This is a genomic window from Lebetimonas sp. JS085 (assembly GCF_000523295.1).
Taxonomy (GTDB): Bacteria; Campylobacterota; Campylobacteria; order Campylobacterales; family Nautiliaceae; genus Lebetimonas.
The window spans coordinates 1,118,832-1,132,431 of the sequence record NZ_ATHR01000001.1; the positions used below are offsets into that span (position 1 = coordinate 1,118,832).

The following is a 13,600-nucleotide window of genomic DNA, read 5'->3' on the forward strand; positions in this document are numbered from 1 at the left end:
TAAAAATGAAACTTTTAGATATATCAAAAGAAATCGGGATAATAACATATGATTATCCGTTTAAATCATATGAAGTTCCCGAAGGTTTTCGTGGAAAACCTGAATATGATTATGAAAAATGTATAGGATGCGGTGCATGTGCAATAGCGTGCCCTCCTAATGCTTTAAATGTAAAATATGACAAAGAAAATAATAAAGTAATCTGGTCTTTTGACTGCGGAAGATGTATATTTTGTGGAAGATGTGAAGAAGTTTGTCCTACCGGAGCAATAGCTCTTTCACCTTTATATGAAATGGCAGTAAGATTTGATTATAAAAATCTAAAAGAAGAGAGTGAACTTGAAGTTGTAAAATGCAAAATATGCGGTAAAGCTTTTACAACAAAAAGACTTATCAATTATGCCATAGAAAGAATGGAGGTTGCGGGTGCGGTAATTAATGAAGAAAAAATCGATTATTTGCATACATGTCCCGAATGTAAAAAATCTGGTGCCGTTGAAAAATTTATATCAGAAGAGCACTTTGGAGGTAAAAAATGAGTAAAAAACCAACAGTAATATTGCCAAATGAAATATTTGAAGCAAATAAGCTGGAAGATAAAATTAAACATTTACAAAATATAAAAAGAAGCTTTAATGTTTTTAGGATTGACTGTGGATCCTGCAACGGTTGTGAAATAGAAATATTTGCTGCTATTACTCCTATGTGGGACCCTGAGAGGTTTGGCTTTAAACTTGTTGCAAGTCCGAGACATGCGGATATTCTTGTTTGTACAGGGCCTCTTACAAGGCAGACTTATTATCCTCTTTTAAGGGCTTATGAAGCCACCCCAGACCCTAAAGTTGTGGTTGCTGTTGGGGCTTGTGGATGCAGCGGTGGTATATTTTATGATTCTTATGCAGTCTGGGGAGGTATTAAAAGCACAGTGCCTGTTGATGTGTTTGTGCCGGGCTGTCCACCTCATCCGGCAAGTATTATTTACGGACTTGCAGTCGGGCTTGATATTTTAAAACAGCGTCTTGAATATAAAAAACATGATGGAGATAGCGGGGATGCACCTGAAATTGAGAAATCTCTTTTAGACAATATTCTTTTTGAACGTGATGTTTATATGGAATCTAAAAGGCTTATGGGATATTTGTTTGGTAAAAAACTTTACAATAAATTCATTGATATTATGAAAAAATCAAAAGATCCTAAAAATCCGGAAATTACAAAAAATTCTTTTATAAAAAATATAAAAAATGAACAAGATTCAAGATACAGGGAATGTATGGTTACTTTATTCAATGAAGTTTATCTTCCTTTTTTAAAAAAACATTTTTATTTAAATATAGATAAATATAATATTATGGAAAAAATATGATTGAGGTAAACAGATTAACCAAAAGGCATGTGGACAAACCTAAAAAAATGCCAAGAGAGTTAGAGCAGATTAAAATATTTTCCACTCTTACAGGACATGGGGTGGGTACTATTGATTTTGTCGAGTGTGTTATGAAACTTGAAGATGAAGAATTTAATAATATTTTGGAAAATTCAAAAGATTATGCCAAATTTAAACTGGGTAATCTTTTGAAATACAGGGAAATAGAAATTTTTCCCGAACATATTGAAAAACTTAAAGATTCAATGGCTGAATGTGAATTAAAAAATCTTTTTTTATCCTTAAAAGAGGGATATTTTGTATTAAGGCTGAAATAATGAAAAAAGCCCTTTTGGTTATTGGTAATGATTTAAGAGGTGATGACGGCGCTGCATTATATCTTGGAAAACTGGTTGAAAAAAATTTACCTGAATGGAAAGTTTTTTTCGGTAATGATACACCTGAAGATAAAATTTATCAAATCAGGGATTTTAATCCCGATTTGCTGGTTGTTGCAGATTCGGTTGTAGGGCTTGAATCTAAAAGTGAATTTTTAGAAGTTAAATCATCTCCAGAATATATTTTTACTACCCATAATATTCCTACTCATATTCTTATTAATCTGCTTGAAAATTTTGCCAAAAAAGTCTTTTTTTTAGGAATAAATGTAAAAAAGGAAAATTTAAGCGGAATTAATATGAACCTTTCTGATGAAGCAAAAGAAAACTCATTAAATGCTTTTTTACAGATAAAAAAATTTAACTCTTTATTTAATTAAATTTTTTTAACCGTCTTTTATAAGACACAATTCTTTTTTAATTCATTATAAACTTTTATGTATTTAAATTTTAAAAAGGAGTAAAAATGGTAAAAGCACCTCATGAAACAATAGTTGCTTTATCTGACATGTCAAAACATAAAGCGGAACTGCCTATTTTAAGCGTTATTCTTCTTGCTATTATGGCCGGAAGCGCCATTGCAATAGGTGATATTTTCTGGGCTCATGCCACAGTGGGTGTTGGTGCAAAACTGGCACCAGGTATTGCTAATTTTATAGGAGGTTTTGCATTCTCCGCAGGATTGATGTTAGTTGTATTTTACGGAGGACATTTATTTACAAGTTCAGTATTGAGTGGTGTTAGCTGTTGTGAAAAAAAAGTTGGAATTTTTGGTGGAGTTGTAAGTTATTGGACAATTGTTTGGATTTTTAACTTTGTGGGAGCCGCTTTTACAGCCTGGCTTTATTACAAATCAGGGCTTCCTTTAAAATATCATGAAGCTATTTTAAAACATTTTGTTCATTTAGGAGAAGCAAAAGTATCTTTAACTTTTACAGAAGCCTTTATAAGAGGTATTTTTTGTAATGTGTTAGTTTGTATGGCTGTCTGGCTTGCTGTTGCATGTAAAGACGGTGCAGGTAAAGTCTGGGGTATCGCATTTATTATTGCGGCATTTGTTGCCAGTGGATATGAGCACTGTGTTGCTAATATGTTTATTATTTCAGAAGGTCTAATAGCAAAAGCACATTATATGGCTCAGTTTGGCGGCGATATTCATGCAGTTGCCAGTGCCCTTCATCTTCCGGCTGAAGCGATAGAACATTTAAATATAAAATCTTTTTTATTGGATAATGAATTACCTGTAACATTGGGAAATATTGTAGGTGGAGTTATTTTTGTCGGAATTGTGGCTCTTATGGCTCATAAACCCGATATTGAAAAAAGCGGTTGTAATAATCATTAATTAAATTATATCCGTCTTATTGACGGATATAAAATTAAACATGGCCGGAAAAAAATAAAAACTCCTTAGGATATTGCTTCATTCATTTTATTCCTCCTAAAAGCCCTTCTTCTTTTCCGGTCATATTTAATTTTATTTTTTTGTATAATACTTTTAAAGGAGTTTAAATGGATGCTACATATAATTTTGAAATTACAAAAATTAAAGGTGATAAAAAATTTAAATTCAATGATACCCTAATCAGGGAAATCAGATTGGATATTTATGTAAACAATGAAAAAATTGTTTCAATGATGGCTACCCCTGTTGACCAGGAAGCGCTGGCGATAGGATATTTGATAAGTGAGGGGATTATAAAAGATATTAAAGATATAGAAAATTTAAAATTAAAAAAAGACGGACTGATTGTTGATATAAAGGCAAAAATAAATAAAGAAAAAGCTAAAAAGCTAAGTGAAGAGGGTATAATAGTAAGCGGATGCGGAAAAAGTATCAGTGCAAATTTAGATATTGACCCTGCAAAAATAGATGCTGCAAAAATAGAGAGTGATTTTAAAATAAAAGCAAGTGAAATTTCAAAACAGATGGATGAATTTTATAAATCATGCCCTCTGTACGAACAAACCGGATGTGTGCATACTGCAAGAATTTATTTTGATGAAAATAACTATTTTGACGCAGAAGATATTGCCCAGCATTCTACTATTGATAAAGCGGTGGGAAAAGCTATTTTAAATGAATTTAATCCGCAAAATGGAATTATGATGGTAAGCGGAAGGCTCAGCAGTGAAATGGTGGTAAAAGCGGTTATGCATAAAATACCCGTTTTAATTTCAAGGACAGCTACAACCTGCCTCGGATTTAAAATAGCTGAAAAATTTAATTTGACGCTTGTGGGTTTTGCAAGGGGAGATAAAATGAATGTATATACCCATGATTACAGAATTGTTGTTTAAGGAGCAGGTATGATAAAAGAATTAATAGAAAAATATAAAAACGATGAAAATAAATTAACTTGTGCAAAAGCTTATGTTGTGGCTAAAAAAGCTGGGGTTGAACCTATCGTTGTAGGTAAGACGGCTGATGAAATGGGGGTTAGGATTACTGACTGCGGTCTCGGACAGTTTGGAGGGCTTGATTTTACGGACAATTATGAAGAAGAGATTGTAAAAGAGCTTGAAAAACTGAGTGATGATAAAAAAAGGGTTTTTTGCAAAGATGCAAGAAAACTTGCCGAAAAATATAATCTGAAAAAAGTAAGAAGTGCTATAAAAGATAACGGATTTGAAGTAATATACTGCGAACTGGGTGTTTTTAAAGAAAAAAAACGTCCACGTGCTTTTATTAAAACAAAAGTCTGGATAGAAAATCAAAAAGGTGAATTACTGTTTGGAAAAGGAAAAACTGAAATTTTAGAATTAATTGAAAAAGAAGGTTCGATTGCAAAAGCGGCTGAGAAAATGGGACTTAATTATAAAAAAGCCTGGTCGCATATCAAAACACTTCAGAAAAACCTTGATGATGAACTGGTAACCGTAGAAAAAGGTGTAAAAGGCGGCACATATTTAACTCCCAAGGCAAAGGAGTATATTGAAATTTTTAAAGAATTGGAAAGTGAAATTCAGGAATTTGCCAATAAAAGGTTTAAAGAGCTGTTTTTAAAAAAATTAAAAGGCCCTAAGAAGAAGAATTAAAAAGATGATTAATTATATCAACATTTAATTTATATTTTCTCTTTGGCAGTTTTGTAATAATATTTTTATCCTGCAAATCTTTAAACAGTTTTATCAAGGTAGGTTTGCTGATATCAATTCTTTTCATTATTTCAGGGTAGGATAGTGAAAAATTGTAATTATCATCCAAAGAATTTACTATAAGTTTTATAACTTCCAATTGTTTGCTTTCGCACACTAAAGAAGCTAATTTAAATAAAATAGTAGAGTTTTCCAATTCTTTTTTTTGGTATTTAGGAAGCAGTGTTTCATAAATACTGTCCAATAATTCTTTTATTTTTATCGGTTTTACTAAGTAATTTGAAACTTTTTCTTTTATTGCCTCAAGTAAATAATCTGTTTCGGTATAGGCGGTTGTTAAAATAAAAGGAATTTTAAAACCCTGATTTTTTAAAAAAGAGATAAATTCAATTCCGTTTTTATCTTCTATTAAAATGTCGCTTATAATTAAATCTATATGGTTTTCTTTTAATATTTTATAAGCTTCCTGTGTATTGCTTGCCAGATATATTTTTTTAACAAAATCTTTAAGAATTTCACCTAAAGTGTTTAATAAATTTTTATCATCTTCTATATATAAAATGTTAAAATTTTTCAAAATATCATAATTTTTCATTATTTGCCTTTGGCAAAATGATTTCAAACATTGCACATTTGTAAAATTTTTTCGTACACATTTTATGAATTATATTTTTTGCCTTTATTTTTCCTTCCATAAAGGATATAATCTGTTCCGCCATATAAAGCCCTATACCGGTTCCCTGCTGTTTTGTTTTAGTGGTAAAATAGGGCTCAAAAATTTTATCCATTACTGATTCATCTATTCCGCCCGCATTATCTATTATACTTATAATTATATCTTTTTTTGTTTCTTTTACCGTTATTAATATCTTTTTTTCTTTTATATCTGAATTTATCAAAGCTTCAATGGCGTTTGTTATAAAATTGATACATACATGCGAAAGCTCATTCGGATAGCCTAAAATTTTAATGTCTTTTTTAATATCTATTTTTAAATCAATGTTATTTTTTTGTAGAATAAAAGAAAGTAGTTTTTGAGTTTTTTCTAAGCATTCTTTTAAAGAAAATCTTTTTTTAACTTTATCAGGTTTAAAAAAGTTTCTGAAATCTTCTATTGTTTTTGACATATTTTCCGCAATCATCAATGCTTCTTTTGTTTTGTTTTCTATATATTTATTATCAAGTTTACCCAATTCATTTTTTATTTGAAAAGATTCGATAATCATGGATAAATTAGCAAGTGGTTGTCTCCATTGATGTGCAATATTTTGAAGCATTTCTCCCATTGCTGCTAATTTACTTTGCTGGAACATAATTTTATCTTTTTTCCTGATTTCATTAATTTTCTTTTCTATTCTTTTTTCAAGTGTTTTATTCATTATTTGTAATTCTTTGGTTTTTTCTTCAACTTTTTTTTCAAGTAATGTATTGATATTTTTAAATTTTTCAATAATCAAAAATATTAATGTAATTGTAATGATAAATACAATAATAATACTTATAATTGAAGCTTTCACGGCAAAAGAAAATTTTTTATCTGTGTTGTTTTTTTGAATTATTGCTTTTTTGAGGTTTATGTTAATCAGGTTTGATAAATAAATATTAATTAAATTTATATTATTAGATAGTTTTTGAATGTTGATTTCTCTTGTTGTTAAAAATTTGTTTAATTTATTGTCAATCTCTTTTTTCAGTGTTTTTATATTGTTGAATATCAGATATTCAAATGTGTTTTTTGGTATTGATTCTGTTTCTAAGTAGTTATTCCACTCTTTTTGTATTAAAATATTTGCGAGTTTTATAACGTTATTTGCTTCTTTAAAACCGATTTCTTTTCTTTTATATTGATTTATGGTTTCATAAATATTTATTTTGTATAAATCTTTTATGTGAGAAAGCTTTACAGATGAAACAAGCCTTTTCTGAAAAAGTATGTCAATATCGTTTTTAAATGAAAATATAGTATATTGGGACATAAAAATAATACTTAAAAGCAATATCGAAATTATTGAGACAATAAGTTTTGTTTTATTTAAAAAACCGGTTTTTATAAATTTTTTTATCATTGTATTTCTTTAAAAACATTGTTTTTATATTTATATAAATATGTTTTATTTAAAAGATGATTGTTTTTATATTCAATCGGAATACCTTTAAGAATGTTTTTGGGTGTTTTTTTTATAATTTTTTTTAAATGCTCCTGAGTATAGGGAAATGTTAGATGATTAAATGCGTTAATTAAAATTTTTGTTGCAAGATATGATTCAAATCCGTAAAATGTCGGCTCTGTTTTTGGATTTAATTTGTGTAGAGATGTCAGATAATTTTTGGCTTCTGTTATATTTGCCTTATAATAGGGAACAACTTCTGAAAAAATAATATTGTTTTTATTTTTTATCAAAGATATAAGTTTGTCGGGATTAACAAAAGAAATTGTAATAAATAAAACATTTTTATCTATTTTTCTGTAATTTTTAATAAACAGAGCCGCTATTTCCGCGGTTGAACCGAGAATAATAGCCTGCGGTTTTGAAGAAGAGATTGAATTTAAGGCTGAATCAATCAAATATGTGTTTCTTTCATATGTCCCCACACTTGATAATGAAAGTTTGTGTTTTTTTAACGTATCACATAAATGAAGATATATTTCATCACCGTAATCATCATTTTGATATAAAAGAGAAATTTTATTTATATGTTTTTTTAACAGATAATTTATAATGTGTTCAATTTCATCTTTGTAAGATGCTCTAAAATTAACTACATTTTTATTTTTTCTTAAAAATTCTGCACCTGTGAAAGGGGCAAAAACGAAAATTGAATGTTCATTCACAAAAGGTAAAACCGCTTTTACCGTAGGGGTTCCTGTGAGGCCGTATAACAGAAATGAATTGTTATTATAAAAATTTATAATATTCATTTTCATTAAATCGGGTTCGTATTTATCATCTTTAAAAATAAATTTAATTTTTTCTTTATTGGGAATATTGAAATTATTATAATATGCTAATGTTCCATATTTTATACTTTCTCCCATGTTTTTCATTATTCCGCTAAGAGGAAGTGAAGATGAGATTATATATTTTTTTGGAGCTGAAAAAAGAATATAAGAAATAATAATAATTATCAAAATTAAAATTAAAAAAATTTTTTTCAAAACAAACCTTTTAAAAATTTTTACTTTTTAAGCTAACTTTAAGCTTTTTGGTGTTATAATAGCATTAATCAAAAATTAAAAGGCTGCAAATGATTGAATATGCTTTTTATACAACTGAACCTTTGGATTTTCCGTTAAGTGAAAATATAATTGTAATAAACGATTCAAATACTCCTACAATTATATCAAATTCAAAAGAAACAAACCCGATAGTTTATGCCCCTGAAATTAATTTTTATATTAAACATTCAAAAGCACATATTTTGGAAAAAATTGATGTAATAAATAAATTTTATGAGATCAGGGGGATAAAATTAGATTATGCGAAATTTAACGAATATAAAAAAGAAGTTAAAAACAGGCTTTTAATTATAGGGAATAAAGAAGAAGCTGAGAATTTTGATGATTTAAAAGAATTTGACAAATATTATTCCCTTCCTGAATGGATAAAAGATATTAGTGGAACAATAGGAAATTTGAAATTTACAATTCAAAAAGGAAATGAATCAATTGATTTGGAAGTAGACCAGGCAATATGGTTTAACGCCCCTGAAATTGCATTTAAACAAAGAGGAATAGTTGATCCGTTTGATATAGGAGTGGAAAAAGCAAAACAGATTATAAGAAAAAGAGTAGGAATTTATGAATATAGAAATTATGTTACATACAATAAAGATGTATGTCAGTATCATCACAGGGTATTAAAAGAAACATGCGGAAACTGTGCAAATGTATGCCCTACAAATGCTATTATAAAAGACGATGAAACAAAAGAGCTTGTTTTTTCGCATATTGACTGTGACGGATGCGGCGGATGTGTAAGTGTTTGTCCGAGCGGTGCGTTGGATTTCAGTGCAATTCCAAGAGATTCTTTTTATGAAATTTCTAAAATTTTCAGCGGATTTATTCCTTTTATCGTGCCGGAAGATATGGTTGAAAATCTTGAAATTGAACTTCCTAAAAATGTAATGCCTTTGGTAATAGAAGGCAGAAAATTTTTGGATGAGGTTCATTTATTGACTCTGTTTCAGGACAGCGGGGCTCAAATAGTGTTTTTAAATGATAATTTTTCAAAAGGTGAAAAAGAGGCAGTTAAATTAATAAATGAGATTTCAAACAGAAAATTTGGAAAAAATGCCGTTTTATTTACCCAGAGTCCTAAAGAAGCACAAAATCTTTTAAACAAAGCAGAAAAAATACCTGAAGCAAAATGTATGATAAATGAAAACAACTTAAATAAAAGGGAGATTTTTTCAATCAGACTTTCACATTTAATTGAAAATGATGATTTAGGGATTATCGATTTAAGTGATAATAATTTCATCCATTACGGAAAAGTAGAAATTGATGAAAATAAATGTACTTTGTGCATGGGATGTGTGAGCGTCTGTAATGTCGGGGCATTAACCGCTCATGATGAAGACGGTACTTTAAAATTTGATGCTTCTATGTGTACAGCCTGCGGATACTGCGAGGTTGCATGTGCTGAAAAATGCCTTAAAGTAATTCCTGATAAGCTTGAATTAAATAAAGACTTTTTCGGACAGAAAACAATGGCAAAAGACGAACCTTTTTATTGCATAATGTGCGGGAAACCGTTTGCTCCAAAAAAAGCAATTGAGAGAATTGCAGCACAGTTATTACCTATTTTTACAGATGAATTAAAGAAAAAATCTATTTACTGCTGTCCTGAATGCAAATCGAAGCTGTTGTTCAATGAATATATAGAAAGGAAAACCAATGGAAAATAAACAATTAGAAGAAGCCAGAGCCTTTTATTACGGTTTTTTTTCAAAACTGTTTACATTTTTTGATGATGAAAAAAGATTTGAGGGGGTTAAAGAAGCTGCAAAAATTTTATATCAAAATGCGCTTGAGCCGAATTCAAAAGAAGCACTAAAACATTTTATTGAAAATTTTGATGAAAATAAATTAATTCAGGAATATGATGATATTTTTTATGATTTGGCAAACGACCCTGTGCCAACTACAGCCTCTTATTATGATGAAGAGATAGAAAATGGAAAAATGAGGGTTAAAATGGTTGATATTGTTTTATCGTCCAAATTCAGAAAAAATGAAAAATTTACTGATACAGAAGATGATATAGGTTTTATTTTGCCATTTATGCATTATTTGATTTTAGAAAAAATAAACGGAGATGAAAAAGCGGTTTGGCTTGAGGAAAAAACATTTGATGTTTTAAATATATTTATTGATGATTTTATAGAAAATGTTTATATGCATACAGCATCAGATCTTTACAAAGATATTGCCGTGGTATTAAAAGCTTTTATAGAAACAGAGAGGATGTATCTTGAAAAACCAAAACCTACTATTGAGAAAGTTTCCAAAAAAATTGATATTAAAACCGTTCAGGATGAAGAGGCAAGAATAAGAAAAGCTAAAAAGAAAAAAGAAAAAAATCTTGTTTGTAATTTGGAAGAAGGCGGGGATGTGGAAGATGATGTATAGAGATATCTGCAGAGCTTTATGAGCCCTGCCGTTATCTCTATATGAGATAAATCCAAAAAAGGAGTGAAAATGAAAAGAAGAAGCTTTTTAAAAGGTGCACTTGGTGTCGGTGCATTGAGCGTGGCTTCTTCAACGTTGGTTTTTGCCAAAGCCGACGATGAAGATGTTGGAAATGGGGTTGTAAAAGGACATTCCCCTAAAAAAGAGATTCTCTACAGAAAAACTAAAAATTGGGAAATTTATTACAAAAATGCAATATAAGGAGAGAAAATGAGCTCACAAGAAAAATTAAACGTTAGAGTGGGCAGAAGGGCGTTTTTAAAAATGGCTGCACTCTCTGGAGTTGCGGGTGCAACAATGCTAAACGCTGCACCGGCTCTTAGAGATGCAAGCGAAGAAGAATTAAAAAGCCCTTACCCAGGTAGTAAAAAAGTAAAAACTGTATGTACTACATGTTCAGTTGGGTGTGGAATTATAGCAGAAGTTAAAAACGGTGTATGGGTAAGACAGGAAGTTGCCCAAGACCATCCGATCAGTCACGGAAGTCACTGCTGTAAAGGTATTGATTCAATCGATGTTATCAGAACAGAAAAAAGAGTTAAACATCCGTTAAAAAAAGTTAACGGAAAATGGCAAAGAATCAGTTGGGATCAGGCTGTTAACGAAATTTCAGAAAAAATGTTAAATATCAGAAAAGAGAGTGGTCCTGATGCGGCAATGTTTTTAGGGTCTGCAAAAATGGGCACAGAGCAGGCTTATTATTTTAGAAAATTTGCCGCAATGTGGGGTACTAACAATATAGATCACCAAGCGCGGATATGACACAGCGCAACAGTCGCGGGGGTCGCGAACACATGGGGTTATGGCGCTATGACAAACCATTTGGGAGATATTCAAAATTCTAAAGCTATTATAATATTTGGTGCTAACCCGGCAGTAAACCATCCTGTAGGATTTAAACATATTTTAAAAGCAAAAGAAAGAAATAATGCTACTTTAATTGTTATAGATCCAAGATATACAAAAACTGCCGCAAAAGCAGATTTATATGCAAGGGTAAGACCTGGAACCGATATTCCGTTTATGTATGGAATGCTTCATTTAATATTTAAACACGGCTGGCAGGATGAATCATTTATTAAAGACAGAGTGTTTGGAATGGAACATGTTATAGAAGAAGCAAAAAAATGGACTCCTGAAAGAACTGCCGATGTAACAGGTGTTGATGTTGATACATTAATTCAAATTACAAGAGCGTACGTTACAAGTAAGCCTGGAACATTAATTTGGGCAATGGGTCTAACTCAGCATTCAATCGGTTCTTCTAATACAAGAATGGCTCCGATTTTACAGTTATCTTTAGGTAATATGGGTAAATTTGGTGGTGGATGTAACATTTTAAGAGGACACGATAATGTTCAGGGTGCAACAGATATGTGCTGTTTGTCGCATTCATTACCGGGATATTACGGATTAAGTGAAGGAAGCTGGAAATATTTTGCACATAACTGGGGAGTTGATTTTAAATGGTTACAAAGCAGATTTGACACTCCAAAAATGATGCATACAAAAGGATTCACTCTTGCTAAATGGTGGCAAGGTGTATTACAGGAAGAAAAAATTTATCAAAAAACTCCAATCAGGGCTTTATGGGTTCAGGGTAACGGTATTACTTCTATTGCCCAGACAGCAAAAGTACAACAGGCTCTTGATAAATTGGATTTATTGGTTGTGGCCGAACCTTTTGCAAATGAGGCTGCTGTAATTACAAACAAAAAAGACAATGTTTATATCTTACCAACAGCAAGTCAGTTTGAATGTGAAGGTAGTGTTACCGCCACAAACAGAACAGCTCAGTGGAGAAGCAAAGTGGTAGATCCGCTTTATGAATCTAAAACCGATGAAGAAATTATGTTTACATTTGCCAAAAAATTCGGATTTTACAAAGAATTTGTAAGCGGTTTGATGATGGGTGTAAAAAACGGCAAAGCCGTAAAAGTTAAAAATTCATTCAAATGGCCAGAAGATGCAACAAGAGAAATTGCAAGAACCATTAAAACTATCGGTTTAACCGGTTGGACACCTGAAAGACTTAAAAGACATCAGCAAAACTGGCATATGTTTGATGAAGTAACTCTTAAAGGTATTGGTCCGATGAAAGGCGAATATTACGGATTGCCATGGCCTTGTTGGACAGAATACCATTCAGGAAGCCCTGTTTTATATAACATTGATATTCCTGTAATGGAAGGCGGAATGGGATTCAGGGCAAGATTTGGAACTGAATATAAAGGTCAGAATTTATTGGCCGGAGATCATGCAACTATAAAAGGTGCAAAAGTAAAAGGCGGATATCCTGAACTTACAAAAGAAAATATTGAAAAAGTTCTCGGTATCAGATTATCACCGAGAGAAAAAGCTATTATGGGTAAAAACTGGAAAGTCGACTTAAGCGGACTAATTGCAAAATATGCTCTTAAAGCCGGAGTTGCACCATACGGTAACGCAAAAGCAAGAGCATATGTATGGACATTCCCTGATAAAATTCCAATGCACAGAGAGCCGCTTCATACACCAAGATATGATTTGGCTAAAAAATATCCAACATATCCTGATAAAAAAGACCAATATAGAGTTGATACTAAATTTATTTCTATTCAAAAAACCGACTGGGCAAAAGAATTCCCAATTATTCTTACAACAGGAAGACTTGTAATGTACAGCGGTGCCGGACTTATAGAAAGAAGCAGTAAATATCTTGCTGCATTAGCTCCGGAAATGTTTGTAAGTATCAATCCAGAACTTGCTTATAATTATGGAATTAATGACGGAGATATGATTTGGATTCACTCACCCGAGGGAACAAAAATCAAAGTAAAAGCAAGATTTACTTATGCAGTAGCACCGGATAGAATTTTCTTGCCTTATCATTGGGCTGGTATTATGCAAGGTGTTGATATGAGCGAAAATTATCCGGAAGGCACAAAACCGTATGCAATCGGTGAGAGTGCAAATACAGTAACTAATTATGGATACGACATTGTTACCCAAATTCCTGAAACAAAAGCGGGGTTAGTCCGCATTGAGAAAGCATAAGGAGTAAGA

Annotated in this window: 14 protein-coding genes; 11 read left to right on the top strand and 3 right to left on the bottom strand. The window is 31.1% G+C overall.

The window, feature by feature from the left end:
* The first annotated feature begins 5 nt into the window (after nucleotides 1-5).
* The 7 genes from DZ68_RS0106335 (at nucleotide 6) to DZ68_RS0106365 (ending at nucleotide 4,803) form a co-directional block, all read left to right on the top strand.
* Entirely contained in the window at nucleotides 6-539 is a 534-nt protein-coding gene (locus DZ68_RS0106335; RefSeq protein ID WP_024790903.1) for a formate hydrogenlyase complex iron-sulfur subunit, read from the top strand.
* Complete coding sequence (locus DZ68_RS0106340) at nucleotides 536-1,366, top strand: NADH-quinone oxidoreductase subunit B family protein (protein WP_024789927.1); 831 nt, start codon at nucleotides 536-538, stop codon at nucleotides 1,364-1,366. Before DZ68_RS0106335 ends, DZ68_RS0106340 begins: the two co-directional genes overlap by 4 nt.
* A complete protein-coding gene (locus DZ68_RS0106345) occupies nucleotides 1,363-1,704 on the top strand; it encodes a formate hydrogenlyase maturation HycH family protein (protein WP_024787790.1) in 342 nt (113 codons plus the stop codon). Before DZ68_RS0106340 ends, DZ68_RS0106345 begins: the two co-directional genes overlap by 4 nt.
* Nucleotides 1,704-2,144 carry a hydrogenase maturation protease gene (locus DZ68_RS0106350; RefSeq protein ID WP_024787791.1) on the top strand — a complete coding sequence of 147 codons (441 nt, stop codon included), beginning with the start codon at nucleotides 1,704-1,706 and terminating at the stop codon, nucleotides 2,142-2,144. Before DZ68_RS0106345 ends, DZ68_RS0106350 begins: the two co-directional genes overlap by 1 nt.
* Nucleotides 2,145-2,230: 86 nt before the next feature.
* A complete protein-coding gene (locus DZ68_RS0106355) occupies nucleotides 2,231-3,109 on the top strand; it encodes a formate/nitrite transporter family protein (RefSeq protein WP_024787792.1) in 879 nt (292 codons plus the stop codon).
* A 167-nt stretch (nucleotides 3,110-3,276) separates the two neighbouring features.
* A complete protein-coding gene (gene fdhD / locus DZ68_RS0106360; RefSeq protein WP_024787793.1) occupies nucleotides 3,277-4,065 on the top strand; it encodes a formate dehydrogenase accessory sulfurtransferase FdhD in 789 nt (262 codons plus the stop codon).
* 9 nt (nucleotides 4,066-4,074) lie between these two features.
* Nucleotides 4,075-4,803, top strand: coding sequence for a winged helix-turn-helix domain-containing protein (locus DZ68_RS0106365; RefSeq protein WP_051428196.1), 729 nt, complete (start codon nucleotides 4,075-4,077; stop codon nucleotides 4,801-4,803).
* Here DZ68_RS0106365 and DZ68_RS0106370 read toward each other — a convergent pair.
* From DZ68_RS0106370 to DZ68_RS0106380, 3 genes are read right to left on the bottom strand one after another with little or no spacing between them, the layout of a single operon-like run.
* Nucleotides 4,787-5,458 carry a response regulator gene (locus DZ68_RS0106370; protein WP_024791904.1) on the bottom strand — a complete coding sequence of 224 codons (672 nt, stop codon included), beginning with the start codon at nucleotides 5,456-5,458 and terminating at the stop codon, nucleotides 4,787-4,789. The two genes, DZ68_RS0106365 and DZ68_RS0106370, sit on opposite strands and share 17 nt — an antisense overlap.
* Nucleotides 5,445-6,929: a sensor histidine kinase gene (locus DZ68_RS0106375; protein WP_024790904.1), complete on the bottom strand. Its 1,485-nt coding sequence runs from the start codon at nucleotides 6,927-6,929 to the stop codon at nucleotides 5,445-5,447. The genes DZ68_RS0106370 and DZ68_RS0106375 overlap by 14 nt, the downstream gene beginning before the upstream one ends.
* Nucleotides 6,926-8,020 carry an ABC transporter substrate-binding protein gene (locus tag DZ68_RS0106380; protein WP_024787797.1) on the bottom strand — a complete coding sequence of 365 codons (1,095 nt, stop codon included), beginning with the start codon at nucleotides 8,018-8,020 and terminating at the stop codon, nucleotides 6,926-6,928. The genes DZ68_RS0106375 and DZ68_RS0106380 overlap by 4 nt, the downstream gene beginning before the upstream one ends.
* Before the next feature lie 89 nt (nucleotides 8,021-8,109).
* Between DZ68_RS0106380 and DZ68_RS0106385 the strand changes: the two genes are divergently transcribed.
* From DZ68_RS0106385 to DZ68_RS11235, 4 genes are all read left to right on the top strand, one after another.
* A complete protein-coding gene (locus DZ68_RS0106385; protein WP_024787798.1) occupies nucleotides 8,110-9,771 on the top strand; it encodes a 4Fe-4S dicluster domain-containing protein in 1,662 nt (553 codons plus the stop codon).
* Entirely contained in the window at nucleotides 9,761-10,495 is a 735-nt protein-coding gene (locus DZ68_RS0106390) for a molecular chaperone (protein WP_024787799.1), read from the top strand. The genes DZ68_RS0106385 and DZ68_RS0106390 overlap by 11 nt, the downstream gene beginning before the upstream one ends.
* Before the next feature lie 63 nt (nucleotides 10,496-10,558).
* The gene (locus tag DZ68_RS0106395; RefSeq protein ID WP_024787800.1) at nucleotides 10,559-10,756 is read left to right on the top strand and encodes a twin-arginine translocation signal domain-containing protein; all 198 of its coding nucleotides are present in this window, start codon (nucleotides 10,559-10,561) and stop codon (nucleotides 10,754-10,756) included.
* Between the two features lie 9 nt (nucleotides 10,757-10,765).
* Nucleotides 10,766-13,591, top strand: a complete 2,826-nt coding sequence (locus tag DZ68_RS11235) for a formate dehydrogenase subunit alpha (RefSeq protein ID WP_255327380.1) — start codon at nucleotides 10,766-10,768, stop codon at nucleotides 13,589-13,591.
* The last annotated feature ends 9 nt before the right edge of the window (nucleotides 13,592-13,600 follow it).